The organism is Streptomyces noursei ATCC 11455, from assembly GCF_001704275.1.
GTDB lineage: Bacteria > Actinomycetota > Actinomycetes > Streptomycetales > Streptomycetaceae > Streptomyces > Streptomyces noursei.
This window is the reverse complement of sequence record NZ_CP011533.1, coordinates 6,273,515-6,291,219: the sequence shown is the minus strand read 5'-3', so window position 1 is coordinate 6,291,219 and position 17,705 is coordinate 6,273,515. Positions and strand designations below refer to the sequence as shown.

General features: G+C 71.8%; 16 protein-coding genes. 3 read left to right on the top strand and 13 right to left on the bottom strand.

The window, feature by feature from the left end; translation table 11 throughout:
* Positions 1-22: 22 nt before the first annotated feature.
* The 9 genes from SNOUR_RS26670 to SNOUR_RS26630 form a co-directional block, all read right to left on the bottom strand.
* Complete coding sequence (locus SNOUR_RS26670) at positions 23-862, bottom strand: ArsR/SmtB family transcription factor (protein ID WP_067351818.1); 840 nt, start codon at positions 860-862, stop codon at positions 23-25.
* A gap of 494 nt (positions 863-1,356) precedes the next feature.
* Positions 1,357-2,922 (bottom strand): MFS transporter, encoded by a 1,566-nt coding sequence (locus SNOUR_RS26660; protein WP_159425926.1) that lies wholly within the window; start codon positions 2,920-2,922, stop codon positions 1,357-1,359.
* 89 nt (positions 2,923-3,011) lie between these two features.
* Complete coding sequence (locus tag SNOUR_RS26655) at positions 3,012-3,779, bottom strand: SDR family NAD(P)-dependent oxidoreductase (RefSeq protein ID WP_067351813.1); 768 nt, start codon at positions 3,777-3,779, stop codon at positions 3,012-3,014.
* Positions 3,780-3,890: 111 nt separating this feature from the next.
* Entirely contained in the window at positions 3,891-4,778 is an 888-nt protein-coding gene (locus SNOUR_RS26650) for a helix-turn-helix transcriptional regulator (protein ID WP_067351811.1), read from the bottom strand.
* A gap of 138 nt (positions 4,779-4,916) precedes the next feature.
* Positions 4,917-5,129: a tyrosine-type recombinase/integrase gene (locus SNOUR_RS26645; protein ID WP_067351809.1), complete on the bottom strand. Its 213-nt coding sequence runs from the start codon at positions 5,127-5,129 to the stop codon at positions 4,917-4,919.
* A gap of 160 nt (positions 5,130-5,289) precedes the next feature.
* Positions 5,290-6,399 (bottom strand): radical SAM protein, encoded by a 1,110-nt coding sequence (locus SNOUR_RS26640; RefSeq protein ID WP_067351806.1) that lies wholly within the window; start codon positions 6,397-6,399, stop codon positions 5,290-5,292.
* A 55-nt stretch (positions 6,400-6,454) separates the two neighbouring features.
* Positions 6,455-6,991 carry a class IV adenylate cyclase gene (locus tag SNOUR_RS26635; protein ID WP_067351803.1) on the bottom strand — a complete coding sequence of 179 codons (537 nt, stop codon included), beginning with the start codon at positions 6,989-6,991 and terminating at the stop codon, positions 6,455-6,457.
* 274 nt (positions 6,992-7,265) lie between these two features.
* A complete protein-coding gene (locus SNOUR_RS46390; RefSeq protein ID WP_159425925.1) occupies positions 7,266-7,502 on the bottom strand; it encodes a hypothetical protein in 237 nt (78 codons plus the stop codon).
* Positions 7,503-7,558: 56 nt separating this feature from the next.
* Positions 7,559-7,867 (bottom strand): hypothetical protein, encoded by a 309-nt coding sequence (locus SNOUR_RS26630; RefSeq protein ID WP_159425924.1) that lies wholly within the window; start codon positions 7,865-7,867, stop codon positions 7,559-7,561.
* A 167-nt stretch (positions 7,868-8,034) separates the two neighbouring features.
* Here SNOUR_RS26630 and SNOUR_RS26625 point away from each other — a divergent pair, with 167 nt between their 5' ends.
* A complete protein-coding gene (locus SNOUR_RS26625) occupies positions 8,035-9,297 on the top strand; it encodes an NsdA family TPR-like regulatory protein (RefSeq protein WP_067351797.1) in 1,263 nt (420 codons plus the stop codon).
* Between the two features lie 10 nt (positions 9,298-9,307).
* Positions 9,308-9,874 (top strand): GNAT family N-acetyltransferase, encoded by a 567-nt coding sequence (locus SNOUR_RS26620; RefSeq protein ID WP_067351794.1) that lies wholly within the window; start codon positions 9,308-9,310, stop codon positions 9,872-9,874.
* Between the two features lie 208 nt (positions 9,875-10,082).
* Here SNOUR_RS26620 and ppdK read toward each other — a convergent pair whose 3' ends face one another.
* The 3 genes from ppdK to SNOUR_RS26605 form a co-directional block, all read right to left on the bottom strand.
* Entirely contained in the window at positions 10,083-12,818 is a 2,736-nt protein-coding gene (gene ppdK, locus SNOUR_RS26615) for a pyruvate, phosphate dikinase (protein WP_079142895.1), read from the bottom strand.
* A 690-nt stretch (positions 12,819-13,508) separates the two neighbouring features.
* Complete coding sequence (locus SNOUR_RS46385; protein ID WP_067351789.1) at positions 13,509-13,730, bottom strand: hypothetical protein; 222 nt, start codon at positions 13,728-13,730, stop codon at positions 13,509-13,511.
* Between the two features lie 271 nt (positions 13,731-14,001).
* Positions 14,002-15,474 (bottom strand): MFS transporter, encoded by a 1,473-nt coding sequence (locus tag SNOUR_RS26605; protein ID WP_376738594.1) that lies wholly within the window; start codon positions 15,472-15,474, stop codon positions 14,002-14,004.
* A 102-nt stretch (positions 15,475-15,576) separates the two neighbouring features.
* On the opposite strand from SNOUR_RS26605, the gene SNOUR_RS26600 reads away from it, so the two are divergent.
* Positions 15,577-16,599 (top strand): helix-turn-helix transcriptional regulator, encoded by a 1,023-nt coding sequence (locus SNOUR_RS26600; RefSeq protein ID WP_312633797.1) that lies wholly within the window; start codon positions 15,577-15,579, stop codon positions 16,597-16,599.
* On the opposite strand, the gene dusB is transcribed toward SNOUR_RS26600, so the two are convergent.
* A complete protein-coding gene (gene dusB, locus SNOUR_RS26595) occupies positions 16,545-17,681 on the bottom strand; it encodes a tRNA dihydrouridine synthase DusB (protein ID WP_067351786.1) in 1,137 nt (378 codons plus the stop codon). The genes SNOUR_RS26600 and dusB overlap by 55 nt on opposite strands.
* Between the last annotated feature and the right edge of the window lie 24 nt (positions 17,682-17,705).

Below are 17,705 nucleotides of genomic sequence, written 5' to 3'. Positions count from 1 at the left end.
CGGCGCGCCCGCCGGCGGCATCCTAGGACGCCGTCGTCCCGTCCAGTTGGGCGCCGCCGCGCAGCAGGGCGGCGCCCAGCGGCGTCAGGGTGTGCAGCACCGCGTTGCCCTGGCGCAGGGTGGACAGCAGGCCGGCGTCCCGCAGGACGGTGGCGTGCTGGCTGGCGGAGGCCAGCGAGACGTCGACCCGGCGGGCGAGTTCGCTGGTGGTGCAGCCGACGCCGATGCCCTGCAGTATCGCCGAGCGGGTCTGGCCCACCAGGCGCCCCAGCGAGCGGGCGGCCGGGACCTGCGGGGTCAGGCGCGGGGCCGGGTGCTCGACCGGGTACACCAGGACGGGCGTCAGGTCCGGGTCGTAGAACGTGACCGGGGTGCGGCGGCAGAAGTACGAGGGCAGCAGGAGCAGCCCCCGACCGCCGAGGTACAGGTCCCGGTCGACCGGGTACTCGGCCTCCAGCACCGGCGCGCGCCAGCGCATCATCGGCGGCAGCGACGTCAGCAGCCGGTCCGCGCCGCCGTCCAGCAGAGCCCGGCCGCGGGCCGCCCGGTCGGCCTCTATGCGGCTCTGCACGCGGTGCCAGTACGGGGCGACGGCCGCGTCGTGGTACCGCTGGAGTATCCCGGCGAGCCGGCCCAGCGAGCGGGTCTCGCCGTCGGCCATGGCACGTATCCACGCGGGTAGCGGACGGCCCGCGGCGGGCGCCAGCCGGGCGAGTTCGGCGTGCAGCCGCGCGGCCGGGGTCTCGCGCAGCGCGGCGAGCGCCTCGTCCATGCCGAGCAGGCCCTCGGCGGGCGTCAGGAAATCAGGGAAATAGCCCCGACTGGGCACCAGCGGCGCCAGCAGACGCGCTTCGCCATTCAACCTTCCGCGGGTTTCCGATCGCCAACCGCCGAACGTGGAATCGTCACGCCTGTCGCGAAGCCGGTGAAAGCTTAAGACCGTCTCCCACAAGGCATCGGGGCGTGCGGCAATCCGCACGCGGGCCAGATCGAGTCCACTGAAATGGACGCGTAACACCGAACCCCCACTCTTTGGTTATCTCCGTCGGCCCCCGGCACGCCTGAGTATGCACGCCCTCACGCGCGGTCACCATGCCCTTTTGGCCAGAGTTGAAAAGGGTCGCGCGGGGCACCCCCGGGACGGAATGCTGGAGGCAATTCAACGACGGTGTGCACGGCACGGATTGCTCGATCCCGTGGGGGGTGATGGGCAAACAACCGGCCGCGCGGCGCCCCGTTGGAGGCCGCCTCCCACGCCGACTGGGAGGGCGGCAGCTCCCGAGGGGGGAGTCCGGAGAAAAGCGAGGGCGGCACCCGTGCACGGGTGCCGCCCTCGCCGCCGTACGGGGCCGGACGCTACCCCGCCCTCCCCGCCGGACGACCGCCCGCGGAGGCAACCCCGGGCTCGGTCCCGGGCTCGGTCCGGGCATCGGCCGGAACCGGCCCGGACGGCACCGCCGCAACCGGTGCCAACATCCGATGGATCACCAGCCACAACACCGCACACAGCACCGCGGCGACGCCGAGCACGAACTGCCAGGCGGTGGTGAACCCCTGGGCGGCGAACGCCGTGAAGCCGGGCCGGACGGCCGCCGGCACCGCCGCGGCCGGGCCGCTCAGGTCACCGGCGTTGACGCTGTTGGCGAGGGCCGCGGCGCCCTCCCGGTAGGCGGGGAAGCGCGGCAGCCCGTCATGCAGTTGCAGCCGGGTCAGGCCGGTCAGCGCGGCGCCGGCGGCGGCGATGGCGACCGCCTCGCTGCCCAGCCGGAGGGTGTTGAGCAGGCCGGCGGCGGTGCCGGTGGCGTCCGGTGCGACGACCGTCAGCACCGCCCCGTCGACCAGGCCGAAGTTGAGCCCCAGGCCCACCCCGAGGACGAGCAGCGGCGCGGCCAGCGCACCCACCCCGGCCCCCGGGCGCAGGACGACGGCGAGCCCGGCGACGCCCAGCGTCAGACAGGCCAGGCTGAGCGTGAACACGGCGCGCTGCGACAACCCCCGGGCGATCAGCCGGCCGGCCAGCGGCGGGGCGAGCAGCACGGGCGCGGTCATCAGCAGCAGCACCCCGCCCGCGGCCCGGCTGGTCATCCCGTCCACGACCGTCAGGTAGTTGGGCAGCAGCGGCAGCAGGATCACGAACGAGCAGGAGACCGCCACCGGGATCAGGCACAACGCCAGGAAGCGGCGGTTGCGCAGCAGCCCCAGGTCGAGCATCGGGTGCCGGCTGCGCCGTTCCACCCGGACGAACACCACCGCCAGCAGCACCGCTCCGGCCAGCATGCCCAGCACCCGCGGGCTGCCCCACCCCCACTGCGGCCCCTCCACCATGCCCAGCATCAACAGGAACAGGCCACCGACGAAGGCCGCGGTGCCCGGCACGTCGAGACCGCTCGCGTTCGCCCGGCGCGACTCCGGCATGCCGGGCACCGCGCACAGCACGACCACCATCAACACGCCGTGGGCGGCGAAGAACCAGCGCCACCCCACCGTGTCGGCGAGGGTGCCGGCGACCGTGGCGCCCAGCGCGAGGCCACCGCCGGTGGCGATGCCGACCGCGGCGAACACCCGGGTGCGGGCGGCGCCCTCGAAGGCGGTGGCCAGGATCGAGCTGCCACTGGTCAGCAGGGCGGCGGCGCCGACGCCGGCCAGCGCCCGCAGTACGTCGAGCAGCAGCACGCCCACCCCGGCGGCGCTCGCCAGCGAGGCGCCCGCGAACAGCGCCGCCCCGGCCGCGAACAGCCGGCGCCGGCCCAGGAGATCGGCCAGCGAGCCGCAGGCGAGCATGGCGCAGGCGAAGGCGAGGTTGTAGGCGTGCACCACCCACTGGAGGGTGTCCAGCGGCGCTCCGGTGTCCCGGCCGATGTGCGGCAGCGCCACCCCGGACCCGGTGACCGAGGTCGGCAGGATCACCAGCGTCAGCAGCACCGCCACCACCGTGACCGCCGGACGCGAACCCCGTCCGCCTGGTCCACCCCGTCCGCCCTGCCCGCTCGTCCGCCGTATCCCACGCCCCGTCACTTCTCCGCCCCCGTCGGCACCGCCGCGACCAGCCCACCGTCGACGACGAGGTCCTGCCCGGTGATGTACGCGGCGTCGTCGGACGCCAGGAAGGCCACCGCCGCGGCGACCTCGTCGGGGTGGCCCAGAGCGCCCAGCGGCACCTGCGCGGCGTCCCGGGCCTCGGCGTCCGGCCCGGGGTTGGCGGCGCGGTACATCTCGGTGTCGATGTAACCGGGGCTGACGGAGTTGACGCGGATGCCGGCCGGGGCGAGTTCCGCGGCGAAGGTGCGGGCCAGGTTGTGCACCGCCGCCTTGCTCGCGGCGTAGGCCGCGGCGACCGGCAGCCCGCGGTGCAGGGTCCAGGAGGCGTTGAGCACGACCGCGCCGCCGTCCCCCATCAGCGGCAACGCCTTCTGAACGGTCCGGAAGACCCCCTTCACGTTGACGTCGAACATCCGGTCTAGGTCGTCCGCGCCCAGCTGCCCGCTCGGCCCGAAGACGCCGACGCCGGCATTGGCGAAGACCGCGTTCAGCCCGCCGCGCCAGGTCTCGATACGCCGCATCAGCCGGTCCAGGTCGGCGGGTTCGGCGACGTCGGCGGGGACCGCCGCCACCCGGCCGCCGTCGGCGTCGAGGGCGCGCGCCGCCGCGTCCAGCCGCTCCGGCCGGCGGCCGGCCAGGACGACGTACGCGCCCTCCTCCAGCAGGCGGCGGGCGGTGGCCAGGCCGATGCCGGTGGCACCGCCCGTGATCAGGACGGTCTTGTTGGTGAATCGCTCCATACGGACGATCGTCGGCCGGTACGCGCCCCGCGCGCAGTGCCGGTCACACCTGGGTCTGCCACCACCACCTTCGCGGGACCGGCCGGCACGCCGGCTCCCCGCCGCGGCCCGCTACGACCGCGCCCCGGCCTCCGCGCCGACCGCCCCGCCCGTCTCCAACAGCCGGGCCAGCCGCGCGCCCGTGTCCCCGCCCGGCGCGGGCGTGTAGAGCATCAGCCGGTGCCCCGGCAGATCCGGCAGCGGCAACGTCGTGTACTCGAACACCAACTCCCCCACCGCGTCGTGCCGCAGCGCCTTCAACCCCTGGGCGGCACTGCCCACTTGGTGCTCCGCCCACAGGTCGGCGAAGGCCGGGCTGGCGGCGCACATGTCGGCGGCGAGCCGACCGAACCACGGGTCGTCGGGGTACCGCGCGGCATCCGCCCGGAACTGCCCGACGATGGCGCGCGCCGCGTCCTGCCAGTGGCACAACGACGACCGCGTCGCCGCACTCGTGAAGAAACTGACCAGGCAGTTGTGATCCCTCACGCCGTACCCGAACACGGCACGCGCGGCGTCGTTGACCGCCACGAAGTTCCAGTGCCGGTCGATCAGATACGCCGGCCGCGGCAGCCACCCGTCCACCACCCGCCGCAGCGCGTCCGGCACCACCGCCGGCCCGGTGTCCGTCCCGACGTCCACCGGCGGCGGGTTGAGCCCGGCCAGCAGGTACAGATGCGCGCGCTCGGACGGGTCCAACCGCAGCACCCGCGCGATGGCGTCCAGCACCTCGCCCGAGACGTTGATCTCGCGCCCCTGCTCCAGCCACGTGTACCAGGAGACCCCGACCCCGGCGAGCACCGCGACCTCCTCCCGCCGCAGCCCGCTGGTACGACGCCCGCCACCGGCCGGCATCCCCACCTCGGCGGGCGTCACCCGCGCCCGCCGCGACCGCAGGAACGCCCTGATCTCGGCACGCCGCCGCTGCCGTGCCTCGGTGGGAAGTCGCGAGATGTCCATCCGCCCATGCTAGGCAGCCCCCGTACCCCCACGCCCACCACAAAACCGAGGGCGGCACCTCCGCACAGGTGCCGCCCTCGTTTGGTTGACCTGCACAGACGTCGAACTGACGGGCCGCTAGGGCACTCTGGGGGCACATCACACCAGAACCGCGTCGATGATGTCCGCGGTGTCGTCCTCGTCGTCCTCCCACAGATGCACGTAGAGGTCCCACGTGATCGAGGGCTCCGCATGGCCGAGGAGCCGCTGAACCTTCTTCACTGTAGCCCCGTGCTTGATCAGCACGGAAGCGAAGAAGTGCCGTAGGTCGTGCAGCGTGGTGCCCTCGGGGACGCGGAGTGGCGACCCCACTCCTCCAGCAGTTTGTTCGCCCGCCGCACGATCCGCGCCCAGGTCTTGGCCCATGCCCCGCGCCGGACCGGAGCGTTCACCTCACTCAGGAACATCAGCCGCGCCTTACGCGTCCTCGGGTTGCGGGGGTCCGTCCGATCCTCCCGGGCATGCATCGCCGTCAGCGTGCCACCGCGGCCGGCTTGTGGAGAGCCGTGAGCCGCGCCATTTCCTCCTCCCGGAAGTCCCGGACTTCGGCACAGCGCTGGCTCATCACGAACTCGCCCAACGTCAGGCACAGGTCCATGCGTTGGATGCACACGCCGACCATGAAGGGGCCGTTCTCCGCCCGGTACATGCGCACGCCGTAGTACCCCTCCTGGCAGTCCCGGTCGTTGTTGAACCGGCACCCTGCGCAGGTGTCCGGCAGCCGAACGGGACGGATGCTCTTCGCGTACAGCGTCCGGCCGTCGGGGAGCCGGTAGCGGGTGCGCTGGTCGGACGCGCCGGCGGTGACAATGCGGCGGACCGGAACCGCCCCAAGGTTGTCCACTACCTCTTGCATGGCGGCGAGGGACGCCCCGTCGTCCTCCAGGTTGACGAGCATCCGTACGGTGACGACCCGTCCGTGTTCCTCGATGATGCGGAGCACCCGTGCCACGTGGTCATGGTCCGGGATCACGATGTTCGCCGATACCTTCACCCCGTGCCGGGAGGCGGTGTCGATCGTGGCGGCGAGAGCGTCCAGCTTCCGCGCCGCCAGCTTCGGTGAAGCGAGGCGCGGCGCCTGGACGGCGGCAAGTTCCTCGGGCGTCGTACCGAATACGGACAGGTTGATCCGGTCGAGCCCGGCCGCTGCACACTCTGGCAGAACGGCCGCTCCGTTCTCACCGTTGCTGGTAAGCCCAACCGTCAGGCCGAGCCGACGCGCGATACGGACGAGCGCCGGCAACTCCGGGTGCAGAGTGGGCTCCCCGCCCGTGAAATGAACCTCGGTTGTCGGGAGGCTGCCGCGCACTGCCGCCAGGGCCAGGGCAAAGTCCGAATCAGCCTTGATCCGCTCCGGCAGGAAGCTTGCACCGTTCGTTGCGAGGTAGATCGAGACCCGACCGGAACGACCGGGCGCGCCCGTGAACTGCCCGGCCTCGCGGCCGAGGTTGTCGGTCGTGACCGGGGTGCCTTCGTTGTGACAGAAGGTGCAGGCGAGTCCGCAGGCATCAATGATCTTGACGCGCAGGGTCCGGTCCGGCACCACCGTGACCGGTAGGTGGTTCGTGTCGATGTCGGTCATAGTCGCCTCCTGGCCGGCGGGACCTGGTGACCCCGCCGGCGCGCAGTGGAGAGGTCTAGGCGAAGCGAAGTTCGCTGATCGAATCGAGATCGATCCCGTACCGCGCGAACACCTTCGTCGTGTTCTCGCTGGTCAGGTTGGATCGGGAGAGGGAAAGGCGTTCGGCGGTCGCCCACACCTGTTCTTCGGTGTCGCCCTCGATCTCCAGGTAAGGCGGGATGCGCGGCCATGCGTCGATCTCCAGCCGCACCCCGTCCAGCAGCCAGGACGAGCGCCGGTTCTCCTGATAGCCGCGGTGCGTGAGCCCCATGAGCCCGAGCAGCGCGTGCGCGTCCTCGAACGAGCCGACCGTCGTTTCGGTCTCCCGGGTGCCGTCGATCTCGTCCGAGCTGATCGTCTTCACGCACAGGGTCACCGCGCCGCCGGAGTCCCGCAGCCGCACCCAGCGCCCGTTCACCGGGGGGACAGTGTCGTACACGTAGCGGCGCATAAGACGCTCGCCCTGGAAGCTTCCCCCGGCCGCCTTGATGCGCTCGGCCATGGCATCCGGATCGATCCCCAGCGCTTTCGCTTCGTACTCGATGGTGTGCATGTATCTCCTTTTCGTATGCTCGTGTTGTGCGTCAGAGCGTGAGCCCGCCGAGGGGCGGAACGTGTTGGAGAGGACGCCCGATTCACTGAGTTGTGTCCCGGCGGAACTGTCCGCGATCGTCGCCTTCAGCCTCATGCATGAGCGCCTTGCGCAGGGCGGCTTCCTGGCCAGTGAACCCGATCCGGCGAGCGTGGGCTTTGACAGCCTTCACGACGGGATGGGGAGGTTGCGCACGGCCGGTATGCCGGTCGTTCTGGCTCGGTGTGATGCGCCGTCAGCGCGGCATCGGCGGGACACCGGGCCCGCGGGCGACTGCGGCTGCGGACCGGTCCCGGCGAGGCACGCCCCAAGCGTCCAACTGCCTGGCCACCCAGCCGTCCCCCACGTAGTCGTACGAGCGGGCGAGAGAGGCAGCGGACTCGCCCTCGTTGTACCGGGCGATCACGTTTTCTCGATTGGCAATGAACTTGCTGCGAGCTTTGGTCAGCTCTTCTCTGGAACGACGTGGCACGGCCCCTCCTGTTCGGGTGTGACGGTAGGCGGAGATCGGAGAGCAGGACCGCCTCATCACGGCTGCCGCTGCTCCTGGAGCGGTTCCAGGGCACTGACCTCCGCGCACCACTCCAACCCACCGCCCGGCGGGCGCAGCCACACGCAGGACGGCTGCTCGTCATGGAGCGCGTACGGCTGTCCGACCCCATGGACGACTGCCTCGCACTCCTTGGCCGTGTCCAGCACGCGAGCCCCGATGAAGACCCACTTCGGCATGACCACGGGGCGCTCACCGGACGCTTCACGGCCGGCGACTCCTCCGTCGCTGTGCTCCCGTTGCAGACTCACCTTCTGCTCAACGCGTGTGGGGGTGTACCTGCTCACGCCCTGCCTCCTCGATGCCTGGCCGATGAAGCCGTGAGCCTCTAGTCCACTGCGAGTTCGGGCGTCGTCGGCGCCGCGGAGGCGGACGTTTAGGCGGACGTTTTCGTCCGCCACCACGGCCCGCTCGTTACGGTGGGAGGACCAACCGCAGCCGCAAGGGGAAGCGCATGGTGGGTATCGGTGGCAACAGGCTGGCGCAGTTACGGCAGTCCGCGGGGTACACGCAGCAGGCGTTCGTCAAAGCGTTCAGATGCGAGGCCCTACGTCTCGGCACTGATGCATCGTTGAGCGTTCGGCAGCTGCGCCGCTGGGAATGCGAGTCCCCTCCACCTCTGCCCCATCCCAGTCAACAGGCCGTCCTGGAAGCAACGTTCGGGGTCCCTCTCTATGAGATGGGGTTCGATGTTCCAGACCATCGCATGTCGGTGTCCGCGCCGATCGGCGATCCTGAAGGGGTGAATCGGAGGACGTTCGTCGCCGACGCCGGTGTGCTTGCCGCAACGGCTCTGGTATCTGCTCGGTCAGGACCTCGGATCGGCGTCGGTGACCTCGGCCGGCTGCGCGAGCGACTCGACGGTCTGTATCAGACGGACCACAGCCAGGGCAGCGTGCCGGCCATGACCAAAGCGCGCCGGATCGAGAACGAGCTCACGGGAGCGCTCAGCGCAGCTTCGTACACCAGCCGCGTCGGTCGCGAGCTACAAACGATGCTGGCCGAGCTGCACGGGCACCGAGCTTGGTACGGCTACGACGGTGGGCACATCGCCGAGGGGCGCACAGCGTGCATGGAAGCGCTGGCAACGGCCCAGCTCATCGACAACCCCCTCCTTCAAGTCTCCGTCCTGGAAACGCTCGTGCTGCTCGCCCTCAAGGCCGAACGGGCATGGGAAGCCGCGAGCGCGGTCGAGAACGCCTACCGCCTCGCCCAACGCGCCGGCGCCGAGCACACCGTGCATCTCGTGATCGCACTGCGTGCCGCCAACGTAGCCACCCATGTGGGAGACCTGTCGGGAGCGCGTCGCGCCTTGAGCCGTGCCGTCAGCCACCAGGGCCAAGTCGATGCGGACACCGAGGTACCCGACTGGGCCCAGTTCGTCGGACCATTCGAGGTGGACTACGCCACAGCGGACATGTACGTGCGGGCTGAACAACCCAAACGCGCGGTGCCCTTTCTGCGTGCCGCCGTAAGCGGTATCGGTGGCGACCTGCTCCGCAACAGCGCCTCGTACCGCGTGAAACTCGCCGGTGTACTTCTTGAAGCGGGGGAAGCCGAGGAGGCATGCGCCGAGATAACCACCGCGCTTGAGGCGAGCGGAGGCATCTCGTCGCCGCGTTTGCTGGGCAAGATCCGGAAGTTCCAGCACGCCGTCGCCGGAATCGACACGGCGGTCGCCCGCGAGTGTGGCGACCGCATCCGCGAGACCGTCTGAGGAGCACCACGTGACCCACCCCGAAGCCCTCACCGTCGTACGCCTGGACGGCCCGACCGCTGAGAAGGCCGAAGGTGACTTCACGCTCGTCTACGCCGAGGTATTCGCCGAGCCGCCCTACTGCGAGACCGAGGACGACGTCGCGGCCACCTTCCGGCGTTTCCGCTCCCAGACACGGAAACGCGCCTTCCGGGCTGCCCTGGCCCGCACACCCGACGGCACGCCCGTGGGCATGGCCTACGGCTGCCCCCTCGGGCCGAAGACGGGCTGGTGGGACTCGCTCACCGAGCCCGTGTCCGACGAGATGCGCCGCGAGGACGGCCACCGCACCTTCGGCCTGATGGAGCTGGCCGTACGCCTGCCGTGGCGCCGGTGCGGCATCGCGCGCCAGCTGCACGAATCGCTCCTTGAAGGGATCGAGGCCGAGCGCGTGGTGCTCAACGTCCATCCAGCGAGTGAGGCAGCGCGGGCGGCCTACCGATCGTGGGGCTACCGCAAGGTCGGTGATGCTCGCCCGTGGGCTGGTGCCGATCTCCACGACGTCATGGTTCTCGACGTGCCCCACCCGCCGATGTAGGTCGGCACCACACCTCACAGCACGCGCAACGGACACGCACCGGCCCGCCGCTCATCGCGACGGGGTTCCCGCACCCCACAAAACCGAGGGCGGCACCTCCGCACAGGTGCCGCCCTCGTTGGGGTGCCGGAGTGGTGGCGGGCTTTGAGGGTCGAAGGGCGCCCGCCGCCGGTTCCGGGAGATCGTGGGGCGTGGGCCCCGGGGGGGGTCAGCGGCTGTCGCTGCCCTGGGATTCGGCCGCCGCCCGGCCCGCTTCCAGCCGTGCGACCGGGATGCGGAACGGGGAGCAGGAGACGTAGTCCAGGCCGACCTCGTGGAAGAAGTGGACCGAGTCCGGGTCGCCGCCGTGCTCGCCGCAGACACCGAGCTTGAGGTCGGGGCGGGTGGCCCGACCGGCCGCCGCGGCGCTGCGGACCAGGGAGCCGACGCCGTCCTTGTCGATGGTCTCGAAGGGGCTGACGCCGAAGATGCCCTTCTCCAGGTAGGCGGTGAAGAAGCTGGCCTCCACGTCGTCCCGGGAGAAGCCCCAGACGGTCTGGGTCAGGTCGTTGGTGCCGAAGGAGAAGAAGTCCGCGGACTCGGCGATCTGACCGGCCGTGAGGGCGGCGCGGGGCAGCTCGATCATGGTGCCGAGGGTGAGCTTGAGGTTGACCCCGCGGGCCTGCTCGACCTCGGCGATGACCTGCTCGGCCTCCTCGCGGACGATCTCCAGCTCCTGGACGGTGCCGACCAGCGGGATCATGATCTCGGCCCGCGGGTCGCCCTTGGCGTTCTTGCGCTCGGCGGCGGCCTCGGCGATGGCCCGTACCTGCATGGCGAACAGGCCGGGGATGACCAGGCCGAGGCGGACGCCGCGCAGACCCAGCATCGGGTTCTGCTCGTGCAGCTTGTGCACGGCCTGGAGGAGCCGGAGGTCGTTCTCGTGCGGCTCCTGGCGGGCCTCGGCGAGCGCGACCCGGACCGAGAGGTCGGTGATGTCGGGCAGGAACTCGTGCAGCGGCGGGTCGAGCAGGCGGACCGTCACCGGCAGGCCGTCCATCGCCTCGAACAGCTCGGTGAAGTCGGCCTTCTGGAGCGGCAGCAGTTCGGCGAGGGCGGCTTCCTTGTCGGCGTCGGTGTCGGCCAGGATCAGCCGCTCGACCATCTCCCGGCGCTCACCGAGGAACATGTGCTCGGTGCGGCACAGGCCGATGCCCTGGGCGCCGAACCGGCGGGCGCGGGCGGCGTCCTCGGCGTTGTCGGCGTTGGCCCGGACGCGCAGGCGGCGGACCCGGTCCGCGTACGCCATGATCCGGTGGACGGCCTTGACCAGCTCGTCGGCGTCCTCGGCGCCGGCGTGCATCCGGCCCTCGAAGTACTCGACGACCGGGGACGGCACGACCGGGACCTCACCGGCGTAGACCTTGCCGGTGGAGCCGTCGATGGAGACGACGTCACCTTCCTCGATGACGGTGCCGTCCTTGGTGGTCAGCCTGCGGGTCTTGGTGTCGACCTCCAGCTCCTCGGCGCCGCAGACACAGGTCTTGCCCATGCCGCGGGCGACGACGGCGGCGTGCGAGGTCTTGCCGCCGCGGGAGGTGAGGATGCCCTCGGCGGCGATCATGCCGTTGAGGTCGTCGGGGTTGGTCTCGCGGCGGATCAGGATGACCTTCTCGCCGGAGCGGGACCACTTGACGGCCGTGTAGGAGTCGAAGACGGCCTTGCCGACCGCCGCGCCCGGGGAGGCGGCGATGCCGCGGCCGATCAGCTCGGACTTGGCGTCCAGGTCGAAGCGGGGGAACATCAGCTGCGCCAGCTGCCCGCCGGTGACCCGCTGGAGGGCCTCGGCCTCGTCGATCAGGCCCTGGTCGACGAGCTGGGTGGCGATCCGGAAGGCGGCACCGGCGGTGCGCTTGCCGACCCGGGTCTGCAGCATCCACAGCTTGCCGCGCTCGATGGTGAACTCGATGTCGCACAGGTCCTTGTAGTGCGTTTCGAGCGTCTCCATGATCTGCATCAGCTCGTCGTACGACGCCTTGTCGATCGACTCCAGTTCCGCGAGCGGGACCGTGTTGCGGATGCCGGCGACGACGTCCTCGCCCTGCGCGTTCTGCAGGTAGTCGCCGTAGACGCCCTGGTGGCCGCTGGCCGGGTCGCGGGTGAAGGCGACGCCGGTGCCGGAGTCGGGGCCGAGGTTGCCGAAGACCATGGAGCAGACGTTGACCGCGGTGCCGAGGTCGCCGGGGATGCGCTCCTGGCGGCGGTAGAGCTTGGCGCGGTCGGTGTTCCAGGAGTCGAAGACCGCGCGGACGGCGAGGTCCATCTGCTCGCGGGGGTCCTGCGGGAAGTCCCGGCCGGTCTCCTTGGTGACGATCTGCTTGAAGTTGTCGACCAGCGCGCGCAGGTCGGCGGCGTCCAGGTCCACGTCGACGGTGACGCCCTTGGTGTGCTTGGCGTTCTCCAGGGCCTCCTCGAAGAGCTCGCCGTCGACGCCCAGCACGGTCTTGCCGAACATCTGGATGAGGCGGCGGTAGGAGTCCCACGCGAAACGCTCGTCGCCGGCCTGCGTGGCGAGGCCGGAAACCGACGCATCGGAGAGGCCGATGTTGAGGACGGTGTCCATCATGCCGGGCATGGAGAACTTCGCCCCGGAACGCACCGATACCAGCAGGGGGTCGTCGGCCTGACCGAGCTTCTTGCTCATACGCCGCTCAAGGGCGTCGAGGTGCTCGGAGACCTCGGCACGCAGTGCCGCGGGCTCGCTGCCGCTCTCCAGGTAGACCTTGCAGGCTTCGGTGGTGATCGTGAAGCCGGGCGGGACGGGAAGCCCCAGGTTGGTCATCTCCGCAAGGTTGGCGCCCTTGCCGCCGAGGAGGTCCTTGAGGTCCTTGTTGCCCTCGGTGAAGTCGTAGACGAACTTCACGGAAGAAGACTGGCTTACGTGGGGATCTTGTGTTTCCGGCACGGGTCTGACTCCTCGCCGACGGGCTGCCCTGACGGCGAGGAACATACCCAGATCGAAGGCGTATGGGTACGTCCACTTGGTCGACATGTGTGCGTAACCGGGCGTCAGCCAGCAGATCGAAAGTGATCAAGCATTTCGACCATCGTTTACTACCTGAACGCATCACTGCGCACCGCAGTCGAACGGGCAAAGATTGCTACCAACCGCTACGTTTCACTTGATGGATTGAACGGATGGAGGGTGGCACCGGGTGCCACATTTGCGAGAGGTGGAGCCCGCCCGCTGGTGCTCATCTGAGCGCAACCCCTATCAGGGGTGGCGAGAATCACGCGCTCATGTGTGAGGCGATCCCATCATTTGGACCCGTCGCGGCGATGTGATCAAGGAACGCGTCGACCGGAACGCGGGCCCGTTCGCGCACGGCGGGCAGCGCGGCGCGCTATTCGGCCACCCGCCGCTCCGGGTCGGCGCCGGCCCGGACCGGCAACACGGGACCGACCCCCTCGAACCAGGCCCGCAGCACCTCCGACGTCGGTCCCGGGTGGAACCGCACGCCCGACGACCGGCCACGGACGTGGGGGTACCTCCCGCTGGAGCGGAGTCGGGAGCGGGGGAACCCGCGAGCCGACCTCGCTACAGGCCGGCTCCCGGGCACCGGCGCAGCCGCCGGCGGCTCCCCTGGAGCGGGAATCACGGCCCGGGCCGCACCAGTTCGGGCGCGTCGCCGGCCATCCGGCTCCGGCCCAGCTCGAAGCGGTGCCGGCTCCCCGTCCCGCCCGACGCTTCGGCCGGCGCCCGCCCGCCGAAGCGGACACCCGGCACCGGGACACCGGCGGCGTGGGCGGTGCGCGGCAGCGCCGGTTCCGCCTCGGTCCCGCCTCGATCCGGGCGGTGCGGCGGGCCACCGACCACGGCGCACCGGGCGTCAGTTCAGGCCATAGTTCGCCGCCGGCGGGAACGCCACCTCGACGTCCGCGGTCGTATACCGCGCGGCCGGCCGACCGGCGGCTCGCCGTGCCGACAGCCCCGCTCGACCGGCCGCTCACCGACGTGGCCGACGCCGGACATGTGGTCGTGCCCGACGACCGCGGCGCGCACGGCCGTCACTTCCCGCCCGTGGCACGGGACTGACGGCCCGTCGTGGGCACAGCCGGCTTCCTCTCCCCCGTGCGCATGCCGCCGCTCAGCGGCCCCCGCCCGGAAGGCGCCGGCGCCGCAGCAGCGGCAGCACCGCCAGCCCGGCGAGCAGGCTGCCGACCGCCACCGGGAGCGCGATCGCATACAGGGCGCCCGCCGAGGCCGCCGCCCGGCCACCGGGGCCCGCCGCCCCGGTCAGGAAGACGCTGCCGTAGCCGGCGACGCCGATCACCTGGGCCAGCTGCGGGACGGTGGTCAGCACCCCGCTGGCGTCGGCGGCGTCGGCCGGGGCGATCCCGGACAGCGCCAGGGTCAGCAGCGGGCTGGTGGTGAAGCCCATGCCCAGCCCCCAGAGCAGTTGGAGCAACAGCACGACCGGGCCGCCGGTACCGCCGCCGCGCAGGGCCGCGCCGAGGCCGAGATAGCCGACCGCGGCCAGGGCGCAGGCCGCGGCGATCATCGGCAGGTGCCACCGGGCGGGCAGCCGCTGCCAGGTCAGGCCGCCCGCCGCCACGCCCACCGCCAACGGGGCGAAGGTCAGCCCGGCGCGCACCGCGGACTCCCCCAGCCCCGTCTGGAGGTGCTGGGAGAGGGAGAACAGGAAGCCCGCGTAGCCGGCCATGCAGAAGAACAGGGCCGCCGCGCCGTGGACCAGGTCCGGCGAGCGCAGCACCCGGCCGGGCACCAGCGGTGTGCCCCCGCGCCGGGCCACCGCCCGCTCGACCAGGACGAACAGCCCGGCCGCCGGGACCACCGCGGCCAGGCACACCCCGGCCCACCGCGGCCAGTGCTGCTCGCGCCCCAGCACCAGCGGCACCACCAGCAACAGCAGCGTGCCGGTCAGCGTCACCAGCCCCGGCAGGTCCAGCCCCGTGGCCGTCCGGGCCGCCTCGCGCGGCAGCAGTCGCGCCGCGGCGGCCAGCAGCGCCGCCCCGACCGGCACGTTGATCAGGAAGACCGGGCGCCAGCCGGTGCCGAACAGGTCCGCGCTGACCAGGAGCCCGCCGGCGACCTGCCCGACCACCACGGCCGCCGCGATCGCCGTCGCATACAGGCTCAACGCCCGGGCCCTGGCCCGCCCTTCGAAGGTGAGCTGGATCAGGCTGTATATCTGCGGCACCATCAGCCCGGCGCCGAGCCCCTGCACCACCCGGGCACCGATCAGCGCCGCCGCCCCCGGCGCCAGCCCGCACGCGGCCGAGGCGAGGGTGAAGACGGCCAGGCCCAGCAGGAAGACGGTCCGGAAGCCGTGCCGGGCGCCGAGCCGGGCGCCGGTGATCAGCAGCGTCGCGTACGCCATGGTGTAGCCGGAGACGATCAGTTGGAGTGCGGAGCCGGTGGTGCGCAGCTCGCGGTGGATGGCCGGGGTCGCGACATTGACGACGGTGGCGTCCAGCAGCGCCATGAAGACCGCGCCGAGAACGACGACGAGAATTCCGGCCCCGCGGTGCGGCGCCGTCGGCGCATCCCGCGGGGCGTCGGCAATTCGCTTGCCGGGGGCGTGTGTTGTTCCGTTCATGACGGCGATCATCAGCGGCGGTGGATGCCGGTACCAGGACGCGGTGATCCTGGTACCGGTGGTATCTGGCACGCGTCCACGGGCGTCCTCGATGATGGTGCGATGTCCGCGCCGCCCACCGCCCGCTCCGCCGTCACCGCCGTCACCGCCGCCGACCGGCGCGGTGAACTCGCCGCGTTCCTCCGGCTCCGCCGGGAACGCCTCGCCCCCCAGGACGTGGGGCTGCCCGTCGGCCCGCGCCGCCGCACCCCGGGGCTGCGCCGCGAGGAGGTCGCCGAGCGCGCGGGCGTCGGGGTGGCCTGGTACACGTGGCTGGAGCAGGGCCGCTCGATCAACCCCAGCGTGCAGGTGCTGGACGCGATCGCCCGGGCGCTGCTGCTCGACCCGGCGGAGCGCGCGCATCTGCACCGGCTCGCGGCCGTCCCCGGTGCCGCCTCCGCCGCGCCCGCACCCGTCGACCCGCCGCCCGGCGAGGGGACGCTCCAGACGATCCTCGACGCGCTGAACCCGCTGCCGGCGGGTCTGGTCGACGCCCGGTACGACGTCCTCGCCTTCAACGACGCCTATGCCGCGCTCGATCCGCGGATAGCGCTGCTGCCGCCGTCGGAACGGAACGTGCTGTGGCGGCTGTTCACCGCGGACGAGGAATCCCAGCCGCTGGTGGACTGGGAGCGCGAGGTGTCCACCATGCTGGGGCACCTGCGGAACGAGTTCGGCCGCCGGCTCCAGGACCCGTGGTGGCAGGCGTATGTCCACCGGCTCCGTACGGCCTCCCCGCGGTTCGCGGAGATGTGGGCGCGCCATGACGTCGCCGCGCCGGCCGCGCACCGCAAGACGTTCCGGACCGCCGACGGCCGCCGGGTGGCGATCGTCGCGACCGGCTTCACCCGCGCCGAGGCGCCGGACGCCAAGCTGTGGATCTACACGCCGGCGGACCCGGACGCGGCGCGGGTGCTCGGTGAACTGCTGGCCCGCTACCGGGAGGTCGGGGCGGCCGGCCTGCTCGCCGGGGCGGCGGACCGGGCGCACACAGAGGCCCGACCCTCCGCTCAGCGGACGGCCGGCCCCGGTCAGCCGCCGGAGGTGTCCAGCTCGGCGTCCTCGCCGACGCCGGCGCAGTCGTAGGGGTCGCGCAGCCAGCCGTCGGGGAGCACCACGCGGTTGTTGCCGGACGTCCGGCCGCGCGGGCCGTCGGCGCCGGCCGGCCAGGGCTGGTCCAGGTCGAGCTCGTGCAGCCCCGCCGCCAACTCGGCCAGCGACGAGCTGATCGCCAGCCGCTTGCGCATCTCGGAGCCGACCGCGAAGCCCTTGAGGTACCAGGCGACGTGCTTGCGGAAGTCGATCACCCCGCGGGCCTCGTCGCCCAACCACTCGCCGAGCAGGGTGGCGTGCCGCACCATGACGTCCGCGACCTCCCGCAGACCGGGGGCCTTGGGGGCGCCGGTGCCCTCGAAGGCGGCCACCAGGTCGCCGAAGAGCCAGGGACGGCCCAGGCAGCCGCGGCCGACCACGACACCGTCGCAGCCGGTCTGCCGCATCATCCGCACCGCGTCCTGCGCCGACCAGATGTCGCCGTTGCCGAGCACCGGGATCTCCGGGACGTGCTCCTTCAGGCGGGCGATGGCGTCCCAGTCGGCGGTGCCGCCGTAGTGCTGGGCGGTGGTGCGGCCGTGCAGGGCGATGGCGGTGACGCCCTCCTCGACGGCGATCCGGCCGGCGTCGAGAAAGGTCAGGTGGTCGTCGTCGATGCCCTTGCGCATCTTCATCGTCACCGGCAGCGCGCCGGCGCCGGTGACCGCCTCCCGCAGGATGGCGCGCAGCAGGGGCCGCTTGTACGGGAGGGCGGAGCCGCCGCCCTTGCGCGTGACCTTGGGGACCGGGCAGCCGAAGTTGAGGTCGATGTGGTCGGCCAGGTCCTCTTCGACGATCATGCGGACGGCCTTGCCGACGGTGACCGGGTCGACGCCGTACAGCTGGATCGACCGCGGACGCTCGCTGGCGTCGAAGTGGATCAGCTGCATGGTCTTCTCGTTGCGTTCGACCAGCGCCCGGGTGGTGATCATCTCGCTGACGAAGAGCCCTTTGCCCCCGCTGAACTCCCGGCACAGCGTCCGGAACGGGGCGTTGGTGATCCCGGCCATGGGGGCCAGGACCACGGGGGGCTGCACCGTGTGCGGGCCGATCTGCAGCGAAGTCATGGCTCCCATTGTCCCGCACCTGACCGGTCCCCC

Bases quoted from the DNA above. Each gene is read 5' to 3' on its own strand.
- SNOUR_RS26655 (WP_067351813.1), bottom strand. From the start codon at position 3,779: ATGGAGCGATTCACCAACAAGACCGTCCTGATCACGGGCGGTGCCACC.
- SNOUR_RS26650 (WP_067351811.1), bottom strand. From the start codon at position 4,778: ATGGACATCTCGCGACTTCCCACCGAGGCACGGCAGCGGCGGCGTGCC.
- SNOUR_RS26640 (WP_067351806.1), bottom strand. From the start codon at position 6,399: ATGACCGACATCGACACGAACCACCTACCGGTCACGGTGGTGCCGGAC.
- SNOUR_RS26635 (WP_067351803.1), bottom strand. From the start codon at position 6,991: ATGCACACCATCGAGTACGAAGCGAAAGCGCTGGGGATCGATCCGGAT.
- SNOUR_RS26625 (WP_067351797.1), top strand. From the start codon at position 8,035: ATGGTGGGTATCGGTGGCAACAGGCTGGCGCAGTTACGGCAGTCCGCG.
- SNOUR_RS26605 (WP_376738594.1), bottom strand. From the start codon at position 15,474: ATGAACGGAACAACACACGCCCCCGGCAAGCGAATTGCCGACGCCCCG.
- SNOUR_RS26600 (WP_312633797.1), top strand. From the start codon at position 15,577: ATGTCCGCGCCGCCCACCGCCCGCTCCGCCGTCACCGCCGTCACCGCC.
- dusB (WP_067351786.1), bottom strand. From the start codon at position 17,681: ATGGGAGCCATGACTTCGCTGCAGATCGGCCCGCACACGGTGCAGCCC.